Consider the following 18,445-nt stretch of genomic DNA (forward strand, 5'->3'; position numbering starts at 1 on the left):
AACTACAAGTCCGTAATCATTCTCGAGAGCTCAATTAAGTCTGAAGGGTAATCAGCTGCATTGATTCTCTCATTATTCTTCTTTTTTACCTGAATTAAATTCGTAAGGCAAAGAGCGCGAACAGGTGTCGGGCGTTCTGCACTTTTGGCGCATCTTTCATAGAAAGGGGCCACCACTCGTTCGTAAGACTCATGCACTTTTAAAACTTCTTTGAGTAATCCCAAATCTTTTCCCGCCTGGATAACTGGGGCCGGAGTGCGGTGAAGGGCCCCCGGAGGAAGTTTTCTGATGTCAGAAACCTTAGGAAGTTTATTTTCTGTTTCGAGGACCAGGGCCTTAAAATCTTCTTCGCTCATTTCGTTGATTTCAGCTTCAGTGTAAAAGCGCTCTTGTCCAAGTACTGTGTCGTCGAAGTCTTTTCTCTCGACCATTTCTTCTTGTTTTTTAAGGTTTTGAGACATGACTTCTTTAAGAGTTTTTGGTTTAGACGGCACGCCTGTTTCCTCAGTAACCTCAGCCGTCAACTGACTTTTCATATCATTTGCCAGCTCTTTTTCAGGAGACTTTTTGTATAAAGCGAACCCCACTGCAACAGCGAGGGCACCTAGGATAAAAAGAAGGGTTCGTAACCCACGGACTTTCATAGTCTCTCCATAAAAACGATCGAATTATTAAGTAGTTTACGCTAAAAGTCGAATACCCTCAAGAACCCCTCTGAGACCGTGTAAAATTGACTTAAAATACGATTCAAAAAGCGTATTAAAAATGCTTAAATTTAAGGACATACACACACCTCTAAGGAGCCTAGGATTATGTCCTTTTTAGAGACCCACAAAGACAGTTTCGTGCACCTGCATTTGCACACCCAATACTCACTTCTGGACGGAGCAATCCGTTTAAAAGATTTAATCAAAAGAGCACAAGAGCTTGGAGTTCCAGCGATCGCGCAAACCGATCACGGAAACATGTTTGGTGCGATTGATTTCTATACTCAATGTAAAGCCGCCGGCATTAAACCTATTCTTGGATCTGAAATTTATTTCACTCCTGGATCGCGTTTTGAAAAAGGGGCACTAAAAAAGCAGAAGGTCGTTGGATCTCAGGATGAGATGGAGTCTCGCCACCAGATTCACCACTTGATTCTTTTATGTAAAAACGAAACAGGATACCAAAACCTTTGTAAGCTTCTTTCTCGCGCTTACATGGAAGGTTTTTATTATAAACCTCGCGCAGACTATGAACTTCTTCGCGAATTTTCTGAAGGACTAATCTGTACGACGGCCTGCCTAAAGGGAGAAGTTGGATACAACTTCTTTACCGATCAGGACGACCGCGCGATTAAGGCCATCGAAAAACTAAGAGACCTCTTTGGTGAAGATTTCTATTTAGAGATTCAGGAAAACGGAATTCCTGAGCAGATCCCGGTTAACAAAAAAATTATTGAATACGCCCGCGCTAATAACGTAAACCTTGTTGCAACTAACGACTGTCACTACCTGACCCGCGAAGATGCGGCCGCACAGGAAGTTCTGCTGTGTGTGCAGACGGGGAAGACGTTAATGGATGAACAGCGTATGAAGCTGACGACCAATGAATTCTTCTACAAGTCTCCACAAGAGATGAGAGAGGCTTTTCATTACGCTCCGGATGCTTGTGATAACACTTTAAGAATCGCCGATAAGTGCAACGTTAAGTTCAACTGGAAAGATGAAAAAGGAAATCAGATTTACCATCTTCCAGATTATCCAATTGAAACTGATGAAACAGCGCCAGATTACTTCGCTCGTCAGGCGAGAGAAGGTTTAGAGAAGCGCTTTAACGGTCCACACTTTATCAAACTTCGCGCTCAGGAAAACTGGGAGAGCGAAGTGAAGCCAAAATACTTAGAACGTCTTGAAGACGAATTGGCGATGATTATTAAAATGGGATTCCCTGGATACTTCCTGATCGTATCGGACTTCATCAAGTGGGCCAAGACTCACGGCTGCCCGGTAGGTCCAGGACGTGGTTCGGGAGCAGGATCAATCGTTGCTTATGCTCTGGACATCACCAACGTCGACCCGATTCCATTCAACTTACTCTTTGAGAGATTCATCAACCCTGAACGTATTTCGATGCCGGACTTCGACGTCGACTTCTGTCAGGATAACCGCTACAGAGTTATTGAATATGTAACTCAAAAATACGGTGAAGAACGCGTAGGACAGATCATTACTTTCGGTAAGCTTCAAGCGAAGGCCGTTATTAAAGACGTTTCCCGCGTATTTGGTCTGACATTCGGTGAAGCCGATGTCATTTCAAAGCTCATCCCTGAAGAATTGAAGATGACAATCGACAAAGCGATGGAGATGGAACCAAAGCTTGGCGAATTGATGGAAAGCGACTCGCGTGTAAAACAAGTTATCAATATTTCCCGCCGTCTCGAAGGGCTTCTTCGTCACGCTTCGATTCACGCTGCGGGTGTTATCATTACCAACCTTCCGCTAGTGACTTACTGTCCACTGTTTAAAGGGCGCGAAGGTGAAAAGGTTATTCAGTTTGATAAGGACTTCTCGGAAAAAATCGGTCTGGTAAAATTCGACTTCTTAGGTCTTAAAACTCTGACGGTTATTGAGAGTGCTTCAAACTTCATTAGACGTGATAAAGATGCGGCCTTCGATATTGAAAACATCGATCTTGAAGACCCAAAAGTTTATGAGTTCATTTCAAAAGGTGAAACGATTGGAGTCTTCCAGTTAGAATCCTCGGGGATGATCGACCTGTGTAAGCGTATTGCTCCAGGGTCTATCGACGATATTTCTTCTATCAACGCCCTTTACCGTCCAGGTCCACTTGAATCTGGTATCGTGGATGAGTTCATTGAAATCAAACACGGAAGACAAAAAACTCACTACCCATTCGAGAGTCTTGAGCCGGTTCTAAAAGATACGTACGGAGTTATTATCTACCAAGAGCAGGTAATGAACGTTGCCCGTATTGTTGCCGGATACTCGCTCGGACAAGCGGATATGCTTCGTCGTGCGATGGGGAAAAAGAAAGCTGATGAGATGGCCCACCACCGTCAGATTTTCATGAAAGGGGCCGAAGAGCGCGGATACGATTTAAAAGTGGCCAGCGAGCTTTTCGACAAGATGGAAAAATTCGCTGAATACGGATTCAACAAATCCCACGCCGTTGCTTACTCAGTTATTTCGTACCAGACAGCATGGCTTAAGTACTATTATCCAGCACAATTCTTTGCGGCCCTTCTTTCTACAGAACTTGGGTCAATGGATAAGATCACTCAGTATATCAACGATGCTAAACACTTTAACATCGAAGTTCTTCCTCCAGATGTAAACGAGTCTTTATGGCCGTTTAACGTTGTCGGAACAAACATCCGTTTTGGTATGGGAGCTGTTAAGAACGTCGGTCAAAACGCTGTCGAAGAAATCGTACGTGAAAGAACAGAAAACGGACCATTCAAAGGTTTCCTGGATTTCTGTGAACGTATCAACTTAAAAATTGTAAACACTCGCGTGTTTGAATCGCTGATTAAAGTAGGAGCTTTCGATAGTATCGAAAAGCTAAATAGAAAGACTCTTTTAGAAAACCTGGAAATGATCTTAGCTTACTGTAAAAAGCGCCAGGAAGAAGCTTCTCTGGGATTGGTTTCTCTTTTTGATTTAGGTGGAGAATCAATGTCTCAGACTGCTGAATCAAACTTAGACATTCAGGAAGTAAGAGACTTTGATGACCTGGAAAAACTTAACCACGAAGCGGAGTTGATGGGGATTTACATCTCTGGGCACCCGCTTGATCGTTATAAAAACTTAATGAAAGAGCTCTCGACAATGCCCATTGGCCACGTTCAGGATATCCTGGGCTCCGACCAAAAACGCACGATGACTCTTGCTGGGAAAATCTCTGGCCGCAAAAACATCCTGACGAAAAAAGGTGATAAAATGTGTTTTGCGACTCTGGAAGATTTGGATGCGAAGATTGAATGTATCGTCTTCCCGAAAGTTTTTGCAGAATACGAAATGATTTTAAGCAGTGATGAACCGGTGCTGGTGGAAGGTTTTGTCAACCTTCAGGAAAATCCAAGAAAGATCTTCGCTGATAAAATTTTAAAGCTTAAAGAGCATTCAGAAAACAAGATCACAGGTGTACGTATCAACGTCGACCTTTCTGATTTGACGGAAATGAAGCTCAATAAACTTCGCCAGGTTCTTCTTTCTTACCGTGGCGCCACTCCAATGCACATGATCTTTGAAGGTCCGGGCGGAAAGGCGAGACTGCCGTTAGGGGAAGAATTTTTAATTAATCCAACGCCACAGATGGCCCATCAGATTAATGAAGTGTTTAACCGCGATGCTGTTAAGTTCATTATCGATGGAAGACTAGAGGATGTTCATGCTCAATAAAAGCATTGCCCTGTTTCTCCTTGTTTTATGTTTTTCTTTTAATATCTATGCAGAAGAAGTGAGTGTGGCCTTAAAAAAGGACACACTTGTTTCAACTGACCCAGCTGTAAAAGTTCCAGTACTGATGCTTATGACTTTAAATGGTTACCATCAGGCCTTGACTAAAGAGCTGATTGCCAGAGACCTTGATTCAGATAAATTCTGGGCAAAGCTCGAAGAAAAAAAGCTTACAGATGATCAGGAAATTGAACTTTTAAAACCAATCTTCTTGAATGTGACAATGTTAAGCCAACCGGCCAATCCCACAGACGAATTTGAGCGTTCAGTTTTTAAGTACGACCTGGATAAAGCAAAAGTCGATGCTCTTTTTAACGAGTATCTTTCAAATCTTCCTGATGTAACAATCAAAACTTTTTACATTCGTCCGGATATCAGAATTGACGATTCAATGAGCTGGAGTGACGTAGGTGTCAGTAAGGCCGAAAATTTCTCAGGTGTCATTGTTGAGTCGTGGAAGAAGTGGGCGACAACGCAGTTTAAAAACTTCGGAAACGTGGTGGTTTTAGACAAAGACCTGACACAAATTCCTTCGAACATGAATGCTGAGTCAGTAACTCTCAAATGGAACTCGCAGCTTAAGCGCGCTGAAGTCTTCCAGGACAGAAAGAGTGCCCGTTTTGAACTGACAGCGCAGTACCTGTTGGTGAATACAAAAACGAATCAGACACTCGTTGGTTTTGATTTCCCGACACAAAAAAGAGAATTCACTATTTATAATCCAAAAGATTTAAGCTCAAACTTAGCGAGCTTAATTTATAACCTGCTTAACTCGCAGACAGTGAGAATCAATAGCTCGCTAGAACTCAACCGCGCGACAAGCACACTGACAATGGTTGAAATGAAAGTGACTGGGAAACACGGGCTTTTTGATATCACTCAGGTCAATAGTTTCCTGGCCGAGCAGTTTAAGGATGTGGGGCTGGTGGCGGAGCTAAAGAGTTATTCTACTGAAGCTTCGGTGATCTCGGTAAAAAGTACGCTTCCGGTGGAGAGTCTTTATGCGAGGCTGGCAAAAGATGGAGGAAAATACTCTCTAAACGAGCAAAAAATTCTTCTTTTCTCCTCTGAAAACCACAGTTTTGCAATTATTGAGAAACAGGCAAATAATTAAGAAGTAGACCTATATCTAAAGAACGAGGAAGCGAAATGGTCAGGAATTTCTTCTTAATGATGCTCTCACTGAACATGCTGGTAGCTTGTTCATCCAATGTTGTTCAACGCGATAGCCGCGGCCAGCGCCCGCGTGCTGAAGAAAGAAAATACTTCTCCGGTGTGAAAAAGAAAATCGCGCTTCTGCCGTTTTTCAACGAATCGCCATTTGAAAGCGAAGACCTGGAAGTCAATGCCACAGAAGAACTTAGAATGGAGCTTAGCCGTTCAGGTGAGTTTATCGTCGATCCAAGTTCAGCAAAACTCTTTGGCCCGTCAAAAGAAATTTATGTGGGCGGAGGGATGAAGCTGGTGCAGTTAACCAGACAAGCAAAGATCGCCGGAATTAATTTTATCATTTTTGGCCGTGTCATTGATGCCCGCGTCCGCGAGAAGTCCGATGAGATCGGGATTGTGAGACAAACAAAATCTTATACAGAATCAAAAGTTGAAGTGCGCGTTTTTGATGTGAACGCTGGAAAAGAAATTTATACTGAAACACTTGGCGGATACGCCGACGACAGCACTTATAGATTCTTCTCATCTGATAGAGAAGACTACCTTGCTTACCGCAGAGATCTGCTTCGTTATGCTGTTCGCGTGGCCGTCAGAAAGTCTGTGCCAAAAGTGGTGGAGCTTGCCAGTAAGCTTGACTGGGTCGGACGCGTGGCCAAAATCATTGGTACAAAAGTTTACCTCAATGCCGGAAGAGAAAGTGGAATCAATATCGGTGACATCTTAAAGATTATCACTGAAGGAACTGAGATCTACGACCCAGAAACAGGGGCCTTAATCGGGATGAGTAAAGGGGATATGAAAGGGACAATTGAAGTCGTCGACTATTTCGGGACAGACGGATCAATTGCCATTCTACATTCTGGAGGGCAAGTCCTTGAAGGGGACTTCGTTCAGCTTTATTAACCTGTATAAAATCACTTACCCATTTTTTAAAAATATCGCTTTTGCCATGGACGCTGAACGCGCCCATGAACTGACGATTCACTCGATGAAGTCCCTTGGTGGATTGCTTCCTGATCACAAAGATGACCCGCGCTTTCACTTTAAAGCGATGGGACTCGACTTTAAAAATCCTATAGGGCTCGCAGCAGGTCTTGATAAAAATGCAGAAGCGATTGGTTTTTTAACTGCTCTGCCTTTTGGTTTTGTCGAAGTGGGAACCGTCACTCCTAAAGCTCAGGCCGGAAACGATAAACCTCGTTTGTTTCGTTACCCGGAAGAAGAGTCATTAAGAAACCGCATGGGCTTTAACAATTTCGGATCAGAAGTGATCTTAGAAAATGTGAAAAACGCCCGCCGTCGCCATAAAATTCTCGGAGTGAACTTAGGTAAAAATAAAGTGACGTCTAATGAAGATGCACCTAAGGACTACGCTGTTTTATACAAAGACTTTGCTCCTTATTCTGATTATCTGGTGATCAACGTTTCATCACCAAATACACCGGGGCTTCGCGACCTTTTAAAAGACGCTGGTCTTCGCCAGATCTTTGAGGCCGTCGATAGCGAAAGAAAAAAAAATCACAAACCACTCTTAGTTAAAGTCTCACCGGATATGGCGCTTGAAGAACTCTCTTCAGTTGTAGGCCTGGTAAATGAATACAAGCTCGATGGAATTATCGCGACTAATACGACGATTATGAAAGAGCGTGGAGAAGGCGGGATCAGTGGAAAGCTTCTTACGAAAAAAGCGCGCGAGACACGCGAGTACTTATTAAAAGAAATGAAACATTCTCACTCCGAAGGAATTCTGATTGGTGTCGGTGGTATTTCTTCCTTTGATGATTTAATGGATTTCTGGAGAGCGGGCGGAGGCCTGGCCCAGATTTACTCTGCTTTTATTTTTCAGGGGCCGGCAATGCTCTTTGAGATCGAAGCACGGCTTGATCTTGAATTCAAAAAAAGAGGAGTGAAGACCTTCGAAGAATTTCTTCACTCCGTTCGACTTTAATTTATTCTTAGTTTGCTTTAAAACACACTTCGCGAAGCTCATGATCCACAGAAACGATTCTTTCCGGGTCCTGATTTAATTCTTCAATCTCTTCTTCAGTCAGAGCGTTTAGGTCTTTGCAGTTAAGAACCACAGGCTCAGATTTAATAGGCGAAGGCGGCACTGGCGGGATCGCGTGCACGTTAACTGTTGATAAAAGTAAAAGAGCAGCAAAAAGCGAAAGTTTCATAGTTGTCTCCATAAAGTTTCAACACTTCCACAGTATGATAGCCATAGTCCGGACATAGATGGGGCCTTTTGAAATTTTTATCCGGACCCTCTAAAAAGTAGACAGCTCTGGCCCCCATCTCATGCTCAATATCAAGGGGTTAGCAGTTTAAAAGGTCCTCATTAAAACGGGATTATCAACCGATAAGGTAGCTATGAAGCTGGCCCCTAAAGTCATTCTTTTGATTCTTATCTTAATTAGCATCCTGATGGATGTTAGACCTTTGCATGCGGCAGGGAAGGCAAGGGACTGTGAAGGGATGAATCACCCGGCCTACCAAGACGAGTACCGCGCTTGTCTTCGCCTGCAGATCGCTGAGTCAGCAGGAGAAGCAGGAGTGGATTGTATCGACTGTATCTTTCAGCAAAAAGATGAGAGTAACGGTATTGTTGAGGCGCTGGGAGTGATCGCTCAGCCACTGGCCTACCTTGCCGGAACATACACTGTGGCCAAGTACCAACACGAAACTCAAAAGAAGTGGGCCGAAGCTTATGCTTCAGGATTCACTGAGTGCACGAACCGCTACAACAGCTATCTAAATTACAACACAACAATCGGGGCTAACCCAATTACGGCTTCTGAGGCCAATGCTTTTTCTTCGGCCTGCAATGGTTATGGATACGGCAGCTACGCTGGTTACGGCGGAATGATGAGTAATGGCTACGGCGGATACGGAAACCCATTTCAATCAAACGGATTTAGCTCGGGCTTTATGTCTGGCTACGGTGGAGGGTACTGGGGTTCTTCAATGTATGGAATGCCATCAATGTACAACACAGGGATGATGTCCGGGTCAATCGGAATTGGCGGATACCTGGGAACGACATCATCGTCTTCAATTTACCAAAACGGTGTCTCGACTGCTTTTGGATTCTAGTCCTAGTATTTAGGTCTCGTCACATACTCAATTGGATCTTCAATCCCGGCCTTCTGGAAACCTCTTAAGCGAAGCGCGCATGAGTCACACACTCCACAAGCTTTGTCGTTTCTTTCATAACAAGAATAACTAAATTCCAGAGGAGCATGAAGCTCAACGGCCTTTTTTACGATCTCGTCTTTTTTCATGAAGATCACCGGAGTGATCACTTCGATATCGCCGTTTTTTGTCCCTTCTTTAATAAGCGCATTGACCGCTTTGTAGTAAGAAGGACGGCAGTCCGGGTATCCAGAAGAGTCTTCGTAGACAGCTCCGATAAAGATCTTTTTAGCGCCCACCACTTCGGCCCATGAAACGGCCATAGAGATGATGTGCGTATTTCTAAAAGGCACGTATGAATCAGGGATCTCCTCTGAATCGCCTTTGTATTTTTTGACGTCGATATTATCGTCAGTCAGTGAAGAGCCGCCGATTTGCTTTAAGAAAGACACGTCAATAATCTTTTGAAGATTCTTTGGAACTTTGTAAAACTCAGCGATCTTCTTGAAGCTCTCAAGTTCGCGCTCTTCAGTTTTTTGACCGTAGTTCAAATGCAGGAAAGCAAGATTTTCATATTCGGTATTGGCGATGGCGGCACACACTAGTGAGTCCATTCCACCGCTTACTAAACATACTGCTAAATCTCTACTTTTTTGTGTCATAAATTATGCTCGTTCTGATGCCGCTTTAAAATAATCGAGGAACTGTGTGGCCTTGATTTCGGCATTAATTTTTTTATTTGAAAGAGTGCCCTCGCGCTCCTGGATCATGATGTAGAACTTAATCTTAGGTTCTGTTCCAGATGGGCGAAGATAAACCTGGTTGCCGTTTTCAAAGAAGAAGCCCAGCACGTTGCTCTTTGGAAGCCCTTCGATTCCCTTAGAGTAATCCTTGATCTGCACCAGTTTATGTCCAAGGATAGTGTTATCGCTGAAGTTTCTGAAGTTTGTCATGATTCGTGAAATTTTTTCTTGCCCTTCAATGCCGAAATAGTCCAGAGACAATAAATCCTCTCTAGAAAAGCCGAATTCTTCATAGATTTTATCGAGAGCGTCCAGGAGGTTCATGCCTTTTAGTTTATAGAAAAGGGCCACTTCCGCCATCTGAGACACTGAGCTTACCCCGTCTTTATCGCGGGCGAAGTTGTGGCAAAGGTATCCAAAAGATTCCTCTGTCGCAAAAACGAACCTTTTTTGTGGAGCTGTCTTTTCCAGCTCGTTCATCTTTCCACAAATCCATTTGAAACCAGTCAGAGTGTTGTAGATTTCTACGCCGAATTTCTTAGCGATTGTATCCAGAAGGGGAGTTGTTACGACTGATTTGACGACGTAGTTTTCGCCATCGAGATTTCCTTTTTGTTTCATCTCAGAAAGCATGTAGTGCAGTTTTAAAATTCCGATTTGGTTTCCTGTCAGGTAGTGGATCTTTCCATCAACTTTAATCGCTACACCAAGACGGTCAGTGTCCGGGTCGCTTCCCATAACAATATCGCCGCCAAGCTTTTCCATTAGGTCTACGGCCATTTTTAATGCCGATGGGTTTTCCGGATTTGGGCTCTTTACAGTTGGAAAATTCCCGTCTGGTTTTGCCTGCTCAGGAACAACGTGAACATTAGTGAATCCCAAATCGGCCAGTGCGCGCGAGCAGGGAACAAGGCCAGCTCCGTGAATGGGAGTGTAGATCACTTTTAGTTTTCCACCATTATCTTTGCATATTTGTGGGTTGATTGATTTACTTAGAATGGCCTTGTAGTAAGACTCTTCAACTGAGTCGTCGATCCACGAAATCATTCCCGCTTTCACAGCTTCATCAAAGCCCATCGTTTTGATGGTTGTGAAGTCAGTGATCCCGTAATAGTTGTTGATGATGTTTTGATCATTTGGTGGAGTGACTTGCGCTCCATCAGACCAAAAAACTTTATACCCGTTATACTCAGGTGGATTGTGAGAAGCCGTAACCATGACTCCTGCCATCGACTTGTGAGAGCGGACAGCAAAAGATAAAAGAGCAACCGGGTTAAGGTGCTTGTAGATGTAAGCTTTAACGCCATTTCCGGCCATGACTTCAGCAGCGACTTTTGCCAGTTCAAAAGACCAGATGCGAGAGTCGTAGCTGATACAGATTGAAGGATTGGCACTCTTTTGCGCCAGCACTTCAAGGCAGAGGGCCTGTGTAGCCTTTCTGATTGTATAAATATTAATGCGGTTAATTCCCTGGCCTCTGATACTTCTCATACCACCAGTTCCAAACTCGAGGTCTTTGTAGAAGCGCTCATCAATTTCTTTTTGGTTATTGGCCTCAATCAAGGCACTTATTTCTGCTCTGGATTCAGGGCTAAAATAAGAGTTTTGGGCCCATTCTTTTGCTTTTTCCAATGTTGTTTTAGACGCCATACAAATGTTTCCTTCAATAGTTTTGAGGGTCCTAGTTTAGCAAATAACTCTTCATAGATCACAATTTTTTCGCTATTATGTTGAGGTTTAAGTCCCGGAGGAATTTTTATGGCCAACAAAAGTATGAAGCATAAGCTCAATATCGCTGGAGCATGGTACTGCACAGATCCAGATGATGATAACGGAGAAGGATGTATCGCTTGTAACGTGTGTTACACGGGTGCACCTGAGTTCTTTAAAGAAGACGAAGACGGTAACGCCTATGTTTGGAAACAACCAGTCACAGCGGCGGATATCGAACTTTGCCAAGAGCAGCTTGAAGCTTGTCCTGTAGCTTCAATCGGAAAAGACGGTTAATTGGTGCAGGTCTCTTCTTTAGAAATTGTCGGCACGGCGCTTTTTTTCCTCGCTATTATTCACACATTCCTGGTCAGCAAGTTTGAACATATTGCTGACCGGAAACCGAAAGGCTCTTTTGCTGCTAACATTTGGCACTATCTTGCCGAAGTAGAAGTTGTCTTTGGCCTATGGGCCCTTGTCTTTCTTATTTTCTATCTTTTTTTAAGTGGCGCAGAGTCTGCCATTGGTTACATCGATTCACTTAACTATACAGAGCCCGCCTTTGTTTTTGTTATCATGTGTATTGCGGCCACCAGGCCCGTGGTTATTTTGGCTGAAAAAGTCATCGGCTTTTTTGCGCGCATTATTCCCGGTGTCGAAGAAAAAATGGCCTTCTATTTATCCGCTCTCATTATTGGACCGATTCTGGGTTCTTTTATTACTGAGCCCGCGGCCATGACGGTGACGGCCCTCATTCTTTTAGATGCCTTTTATAAAACTCAAGTCTCGCTCAAATTTAAATACGCCACTCTTGGCCTGTTGTTTGTGAATGTTTCAATTGGCGGAACACTCACTCATTTTGCAGCCCCTCCAGTTTTAATGGTGGCAAGCAAGTGGAGTTGGGACACAGTGTATATGCTGGAGCATTTTGGCTATAAGTCTCTTCTGGCCATTTTGATTTCAACATCGCTTTATGCTTTTTTCTTTAAGAAAGAACTTAAAGGTTATGTAAAACAAAAAGAAAAAAAGGCCGATTACCTGGCCCCTGCCTGGTGGAAAATTTTCTTCCACGTGGTGTTTTTATTTTTAGTTGTCTACACCGCTCATCACCCAAAAGTATTTATTGGAGTATTTGCTTTTTTCCTTGGGTTTGTGAAGATCACCGAAAAGTTCCAGGACCCTTTAAAGATCAAAACATCTTTTTTGGTAGCGTTTTTCCTGGCGGGACTAGTAACTCTAGGGGGAATGCAGGCGTGGTGGTTAAAGCCACTTTTATCCAGCATGAGTGACCTGGCCTTATTTGTTGGAGCAACTTCATTAACGGCGATTACAGACAATGCGGCCTTAACTTACCTAGGAAGTCTGGTCGAGTTGTCAGAGAGTTCAAAATACTCTTTAGTGGCCGGAGCTGTCGCTGGTGGTGGACTTACAGTTATTGCGAATGCCCCAAATCCTGCCGGATTTGGAATTTTAAAAGACACTTTTGGTGCTGATGGCATCAATCCTGTGAGACTTTTCTTATGGGCACTAATCCCCACAATCATCGGAATGATCTGTTTATTAGTGCTTCCGACTGTTCATTTTTTTAATTAAGAGTTTTTGGTTCGACAACAGTGACCCATTTATATGGGTCCTGTTCGCGGCCTTCCTGGATAGCTAGGAGCTTTTCTCTCAGGATAGTTGAAACTTTTCCATCCGGGTAGTGAAGTGGGTATCTATCGCCATTGGCCTCACCAAAATAATTGATCGGAGTGATGATGGCCGCAGTACCGCAAGCAAACGCTTCTGTACACTTGCCAGACTTGATATCTGCAAGCATTTCGTCCACATCAATTTTTCTCTCAACAACTTTGTAACCAAGGTCCTGCGCCAGAGTGATAAGCGATTTGCGGGTGATTCCATCCAGGATTGTATCTCCCAGAGTCGACGTGTGAAGTTCGTTGTTGATGACAACAAACACGTTCATTCCCGACATTTCTTCGATGTATTTTTTATGAACAGCATCCAGCCATAGCGTCTGAACGAATCCTAAATTTTTTGTGGTGATGGCCGCAGCTAAACCAGCAGCATAGTTTCCACCAGTTTTTGCAAACCCAGTTCCTCCTGGGAAAGCGCGGGCATTTTCTCTTTCAATGTAAACTGAAAGACCGGCTCCAGAGAAGTATGAACCAGAGGGAGAAGCGATGACCATGAACTTGAATTTTTCAGCAGGTTTGATTCCCAGAGACTCTTCCGAAGCAAACATGAAAGGGCGAAGGTAAAGCGATTCACCAGTTCTTCTTGGAACAAAGTTTGAAGAATAAGCTGTTACATCTAAAACCGCTTGCATGAAAATATTGTAAGGGACGTGCGGCATCGCCATTCTTTCAGCTGAGCGATTAAAGCGCAGGTGATTTTCTTCAGGACGGAAAATAAAAGGACCTTTTCCGTTAACACGATAAGCTTTCATTCCTTCAAAAATTTCCTGAGCGTAGTGAAGAACTTTGGCCGTTGGATACATTGTGATTGGCCCGTAAGGAAGAAGTTCAAGCGGACCCCATTTTCCATTCTCATATGAGCAACTCGCCATCACTGGTGCCATGACATTTCCGAATCCTAAATTCTCCGGAAGTTGAAAGTCTGAGATGGCCTTTGCCAGGTCTTTATTGATTACGATTTGGCCCATAAGTTTCCTAAATAAAAAGGGTAAGAAAAGTGGAGCTATTATATCCGATAATACACAAGAATCCAAAAAAAACTCAGTATGACGAATTAAGTCGGAAAAGAATTTTTAGCACATATCAGCGTATTAGACGCCTAATCTCTACGAAAATTTAGTGAAAAATTTCTAACCCTACCTTTTGAGATGCCGATAAATCATATGGAAAAAATTAAATTCCCACACGAAAAAGAAGGGTTTTATGGATGAATTTGAAAAAGAAGTTAAGTTAGATTTTTTAACAGAAGCACTTCAGCTCCTGGACGATTCAGAGCAGGCCTTCCTTGCACTCGAAGGAGACAAGAACAACGCTGATTTAATGAATCAGATCTTCAGGCTGGCACACAATCTGAAAGGAACTTCACGTGCAGTAGGATTTGGTGATGTGGCCGAGTTCACGCACGAGTTTGAAAACTTAATCTTAAAACTTAAAGAAGGTCAGTTAGAAATCACTGATGCCATCGTTTCACTTCTACTAGAGTGTAATGACCACGTGAGTGTCATGATCAGAATGCTGAACATGGATTTGAACTCGCGTTTTGATTCAAAAGAAATCATCGAGAAGATCCAGTCTGCATTAAGTGGAAACCTGGCAGCAGCACCACCTGCACCAGCGGCCTCTGCTCATGCTGAAGAACAACAACAAGAAGAAGAAACAATTTCAGCAGAAGATATCGCTCTTCTTGAAAGCTTTGAACAGAACCTGAATGCACCGGCAGAAGTTCTGACGATGGAGCAAAAAGAAAAGAGAGCAGAGTCTTTCTTTCCTGGAGAAAAGACGGCAGTAGCTCCGGCGCCAGTTGCCGTTCAGCCTGAAGCAAAACATGATGAACATAAAAAGGCAGCAGCTCCGGCAAAAGGAAACTCTGAAGACGATAGTATCCGCGTGAGTTTATCTCGCGTAGAACTTCTAAACAACGTTGTTGGAGAGTTAGTTATTATCCAAACGATGCTTAACCAGCACAGAGATGAAGTTGAGAATCCGACAATGCTAAAGTCGCTTTCTCACCTGGCAAAACTATCAAAAGAAATCCAGAACATTTCAATGAGCCTTCGTATGGTTCCATTAAAGCAGACACTGCAAAAAATGCAGAGAATTGTCCGCGATACATCGAAAACTCTTGGGAAGAAAGTTCACCTGGAGCTAGTAGGTGAAGAGACGGAAATTGATAAAACAGTTCTTGAGCATTTAGCAGACCCTCTTGTTCACATCGTAAGAAACGCAGTTGACCACGGTCTTGAAACGACTGAAGGTCGTCTGGCCAGCGGTAAAGAAGAAGAAGGAAGAGTGACGATTAAGGCCTTCCACGAAGGTAACAGTATGGTTATCGAGATCAGCGATGATGGTAAAGGGATCAACCCAAAAATCATCCGCGAAAAAGCGATTGAGAAGGGAGTTATCTCGGCCAACGCTACAATGAGCGATGACGATATCATCAACCTTATTTTCCACCCTGGTTTCTCGACGAAAGATGCGGTTTCTGAAATCTCAGGACGCGGTGTAGGGATGGACGTTGTTAAAACCAACATCGAAAAGCTTTCAGGGGAAGTAAAAGTTATCTCTGAAATCGGAAAAGGATCTGTGTTTAAAGTTATCCTGCCTCTGACTCTGGCAATCATCGAAGGGATGGTTACAAAGATCGGAGAAGAAAGATACATCATTCCTCTTGGACAAGTGTATGAATCACTTTCTCCAACACCAGACATCGTCCACCATGTTAATGGTGTAGGTGACTGTCTTAAGATCAGAGGAGAAGTTCTTCCATTATTTAAAATTTCAAAAGCTCTTCAGAGAAATATGGCAGAAAAACCTCTTCACGAGCAGATTGCCATCATCGTTAACTCTGATGAAAGAAACTTTGCAGTTCTGGTGGATGACATTCTTCACCAACAGCAGGTTGTTATTAAGAAACTTGGTGATGAGATTAAAAACCAGAAAGGGTTTATGGGAAGCACGATCCTTGGGGATGGCCGCCCGGCATTCATTCTGGATTTAATGGAACTGTTTGCAGGATCGATGAAAAAGAAAAAGACGAACTTTATTGATGAAATGGCAGCATAGGAAAGAGGAGACAAACAATGGAAAAAGACAACGTTACAAAAATGAAGAGAGCAGGAACATCAGAACTAAGCCGTTTTATCGAGTTTAGTCTTGGTCACGAGGATTATGCAATTCCTTTACTAATGGTAAGAGAAGTTATCTCTGTGCCGGACACGACACCAATTCCAAAATCACCAACGCACTTCCTGGGAATTATGAACCTAAGAGGGCAGGTTATTTCAGTTGTCGATCTTAGAAAGAAACTTAAAGTAGACGCTCGTCAGGATAAAGAAGAGGCCGTTATCATCGTTGATATCGGTGGAATGAACATTGGTGTGGTTGTAGATTCAATCAACAAAGTTCTAGCTTTCTCTTCTGAAGACGTAAGTGAAATGCCGGAAGTTGAACACCAAATCAATACACACTTTATTTTTGGTGTTTACAAGAAAGAAAATTCACTAACAGTACTTCTGGACATCGCTAAGGTTCTTGACCTTAAAGATATGGAAGCTATCAGTGGAACTAAGAGAGCTGCTTAATTGCCGTTTCTTTTACTTAGAGTTGAAAGTTAATTTTTAGAGGTGTGTGATGAGTCAGGCGGCAGTTGGTAGTGTAAGTAAAGATTTTGTATCATTGATTGAGAAGGTCTCAACTGTTGTGCATAAGATCTCGGGTAACCGTTTAGGTGAAAAACAGGCCTACATGGTAGAGACGAGAGTTAAAAAACGCATGATGGAATTGGGGCTAAAGACGGCCGATGAATATATGAGATACATCGACCAGAACTTGGATCACGAATCTTACATTCTCGTCGGACTCATTACAACTCACCATACTTTTTTCTTCAGAGAGTTCCCGCACTTTGAAATTTTAAAGGCGAAACTTCCGGAACTTGTGTCACATGTAAAAAAACGCGGAGACAAGACCCTGACTGTATGGTCAGCGGCCTGCAGTAGAGGACACGAAGTGTACTCGCTGGCGATGTTTTTAGATTTCCATCTTCCGCAAATCGACCCGACAGTGTCGTTTAAAATCCTGGGGACGGACATCGATGGCGAATCAGTCAAGATCGCCAACAATGGTGTTTACCATCAAAACGAAATCAAAGAAATCCCGATGAACTTCATGGGGAACAACTGGGCCAAGGGGACAGGCGATATCGCTATGTACGCCAAGGTTAAATCAAACTTAAAAACAAAATGTGAGTTCAGACCAGGAAACCTTTTAAAAGTTTCTGAAGCGGTGAAAGACTCAAAATTCGACGTTATCTTCTGTCGAAATGTTTTCATTTATTTTGAAACACATCAGGTAGAAGCGATCTCAAAAGATCTTCTGGCAAGACTACAGCCACACGGGCTGTACTTCTCAGGGATTTCAGAGCCTCTTTCAGGGATGAAGCTGGACATTGCTTCAATCGGACCTTCTGCTTACATTCATAAAAATGCAGCACCGGCGGCGGCATCACAACCGGCAAGCAACGTGCTTCCAATGGGAGCGAGACCATCAGCGTCTACTGTTGCCCCAGTGGCAGCTGCACCTGTGTCTTACACTCCTGCAGTGTTAAGAGTTATGTGTGTGGACGACTCACCAAGTATCCTTACACTTTTAAAGAAAGTCCTGGTTCCAGAGCATGGATTTGAAGTTGTGGCCACAGCAATCAACGGTAAAGATGCTATGGAAAAACTAAAAACAGTGAAAGTGGATTTAATGACTCTCGATATTCACATGCCAGAAATGGACGGGGTGACTTATCTGGAGAAAAACCACACGAGCACTCACCCTCCGGTTATGATCATTTCTTCTGCTTCGCGTGCTGACTCTGATACAGCAATGAAAGCGTTTAAATTCGGAGCAAGTGACTACGTAGAAAAACCAGCGCTGACAAACTTAGAAGAGCGCGGGGAAGAGATCAGGACAAAACTTCGTTCAATTGCCGGAAGCTCACAGAGAAAAACAACTGTGTCTTCTTTTGATAAAGAAAACCAGAAGAAGTTTGTTATCGCCAACCCAGAGAAGAAAATGCGCCTTATCCTGGGGTCTCTATCAGACCTTCCTGTGATGAAGTCATTCTTCCATGACCTGGACAACTCTCAGCCACCTACATTGATTTTCTTTGAAGGTCAGGGTGAGATCCTGGAAGGGATCGTCAAAGAGCACCAAAGAGATTTCAAAAAGACAGTTGTCTTTTTTGACAACATTGATACTAAGCTTGAAGCGAACAAAATTTACTTTGTGGACTTCAAAAAATACTTCTCACTTCTACACAAGAAGTACGGCACACTTCCGACGTCGATCATGACATATGGAAACACTTCTGCTCACGCGGCAAAACTGGTGGCCGAGTGGAGAGGTGTGGAGCTTCTGCTGGAAGATTTAGGGGAAAAAGCAAATGCGAAACACCCGCTGAAAGCAAAAGCTTCAGACGTTGTTCCGGCAACCAGCTTCCCGTATATGTCATGCCGCTACCTGAGCACGAAATAAAGGACGG

General features: G+C 43.3%; 15 protein-coding genes. 10 read left to right on the forward strand and 5 right to left on the reverse strand.

Going from position 1 to position 18,445, the window contains the following annotated elements; genetic code table 11:
• Positions 1 to 2: 2 nt before the first annotated feature.
• Entirely contained in the window at positions 3 to 644 is a 642-nt protein-coding gene (locus C0V70_RS07000; RefSeq protein ID WP_102243151.1) for a hypothetical protein, read from the reverse strand.
• 168 nt (positions 645 to 812) lie between these two features.
• Between C0V70_RS07000 and dnaE the strand changes: the two genes are divergently transcribed.
• From dnaE to C0V70_RS07020, 4 genes are read left to right on the forward strand one after another with little or no spacing between them, the layout of a single operon-like run.
• Positions 813 to 4,406, forward strand: coding sequence for a DNA polymerase III subunit alpha (gene dnaE / locus C0V70_RS07005; RefSeq protein ID WP_102243152.1), 3,594 nt, complete (start codon positions 813 to 815; stop codon positions 4,404 to 4,406).
• Positions 4,396 to 5,577, forward strand: a complete 1,182-nt coding sequence (locus C0V70_RS07010; RefSeq protein WP_133566759.1) for a hypothetical protein — start codon at positions 4,396 to 4,398, stop codon at positions 5,575 to 5,577. Before dnaE ends, C0V70_RS07010 begins: the two co-directional genes overlap by 11 nt.
• A gap of 35 nt (positions 5,578 to 5,612) precedes the next feature.
• Positions 5,613 to 6,536: a hypothetical protein gene (locus C0V70_RS07015; protein WP_102243154.1), complete on the forward strand. Its 924-nt coding sequence runs from the start codon at positions 5,613 to 5,615 to the stop codon at positions 6,534 to 6,536.
• Positions 6,508 to 7,581, forward strand: a complete 1,074-nt coding sequence (locus C0V70_RS07020; protein ID WP_102243155.1) for a quinone-dependent dihydroorotate dehydrogenase — start codon at positions 6,508 to 6,510, stop codon at positions 7,579 to 7,581. The genes C0V70_RS07015 and C0V70_RS07020 overlap by 29 nt, the downstream gene beginning before the upstream one ends.
• A gap of 7 nt (positions 7,582 to 7,588) precedes the next feature.
• Here C0V70_RS07020 and C0V70_RS07025 read toward each other — a convergent pair whose 3' ends face one another.
• Positions 7,589 to 7,810 (reverse strand): hypothetical protein, encoded by a 222-nt coding sequence (locus C0V70_RS07025; RefSeq protein WP_102243156.1) that lies wholly within the window; start codon positions 7,808 to 7,810, stop codon positions 7,589 to 7,591.
• A gap of 193 nt (positions 7,811 to 8,003) precedes the next feature.
• Here C0V70_RS07025 and C0V70_RS07030 point away from each other — a divergent pair, with 193 nt between their 5' ends.
• On the forward strand, positions 8,004 to 8,726 hold the full coding sequence (locus tag C0V70_RS07030) for a hypothetical protein (protein WP_102243157.1): 723 nt from the start codon (positions 8,004 to 8,006) through the stop codon (positions 8,724 to 8,726).
• Between the two features lie 2 nt (positions 8,727 to 8,728).
• Here C0V70_RS07030 and queC read toward each other — a convergent pair whose 3' ends face one another.
• Together queC and C0V70_RS07040 are read right to left on the reverse strand one after the other, a co-directional pair.
• Positions 8,729 to 9,427 carry a 7-cyano-7-deazaguanine synthase QueC gene (gene queC, locus C0V70_RS07035; protein ID WP_102243158.1) on the reverse strand — a complete coding sequence of 233 codons (699 nt, stop codon included), beginning with the start codon at positions 9,425 to 9,427 and terminating at the stop codon, positions 8,729 to 8,731.
• 3 nt (positions 9,428 to 9,430) lie between these two features.
• Positions 9,431 to 11,158 (reverse strand): phospho-sugar mutase, encoded by a 1,728-nt coding sequence (locus C0V70_RS07040; RefSeq protein ID WP_102243159.1) that lies wholly within the window; start codon positions 11,156 to 11,158, stop codon positions 9,431 to 9,433.
• A gap of 108 nt (positions 11,159 to 11,266) precedes the next feature.
• On the opposite strand from C0V70_RS07040, the gene C0V70_RS07045 reads away from it, so the two are divergent.
• The gene (locus C0V70_RS07045; RefSeq protein WP_102243160.1) at positions 11,267 to 11,515 is read left to right on the forward strand and encodes a ferredoxin; all 249 of its coding nucleotides are present in this window, start codon (positions 11,267 to 11,269) and stop codon (positions 11,513 to 11,515) included.
• Positions 11,516 to 11,518: 3 nt separating this feature from the next.
• A complete protein-coding gene (locus C0V70_RS07050) occupies positions 11,519 to 12,811 on the forward strand; it encodes a putative Na+/H+ antiporter (RefSeq protein ID WP_102245466.1) in 1,293 nt (430 codons plus the stop codon).
• Here the strand turns inward: C0V70_RS07050 and C0V70_RS07055 are convergent.
• Complete coding sequence (locus tag C0V70_RS07055; RefSeq protein ID WP_102243161.1) at positions 12,804 to 13,883, reverse strand: branched-chain amino acid aminotransferase; 1,080 nt, start codon at positions 13,881 to 13,883, stop codon at positions 12,804 to 12,806. The genes C0V70_RS07050 and C0V70_RS07055 overlap by 8 nt on opposite strands.
• A 235-nt stretch (positions 13,884 to 14,118) precedes the next feature.
• Between C0V70_RS07055 and C0V70_RS07060 the strand changes: the two genes are divergently transcribed.
• Genes C0V70_RS07060 through C0V70_RS07070 form a run of 3 tightly spaced genes read left to right on the forward strand, consistent with a single transcriptional unit; the run spans position 14,119 to position 18,438 of the window.
• Positions 14,119 to 15,978, forward strand: coding sequence for a chemotaxis protein CheA (locus C0V70_RS07060; RefSeq protein ID WP_102243162.1), 1,860 nt, complete (start codon positions 14,119 to 14,121; stop codon positions 15,976 to 15,978).
• Positions 15,979 to 15,995: 17 nt separating this feature from the next.
• Entirely contained in the window at positions 15,996 to 16,496 is a 501-nt protein-coding gene (locus tag C0V70_RS07065; protein WP_102243163.1) for a chemotaxis protein CheW, read from the forward strand.
• Between the two features lie 49 nt (positions 16,497 to 16,545).
• The gene (locus C0V70_RS07070) at positions 16,546 to 18,438 is read left to right on the forward strand and encodes a CheR family methyltransferase (protein WP_102243164.1); all 1,893 of its coding nucleotides are present in this window, start codon (positions 16,546 to 16,548) and stop codon (positions 18,436 to 18,438) included.
• Positions 18,439 to 18,445 lie beyond the last annotated feature (7 nt).

The sequence above is a fragment of the Bacteriovorax stolpii genome (assembly GCF_002872415.1).
In the GTDB taxonomy this organism is placed as follows: Bacteria; Bdellovibrionota; Bacteriovoracia; order Bacteriovoracales; family Bacteriovoracaceae; genus Bacteriovorax; species Bacteriovorax stolpii.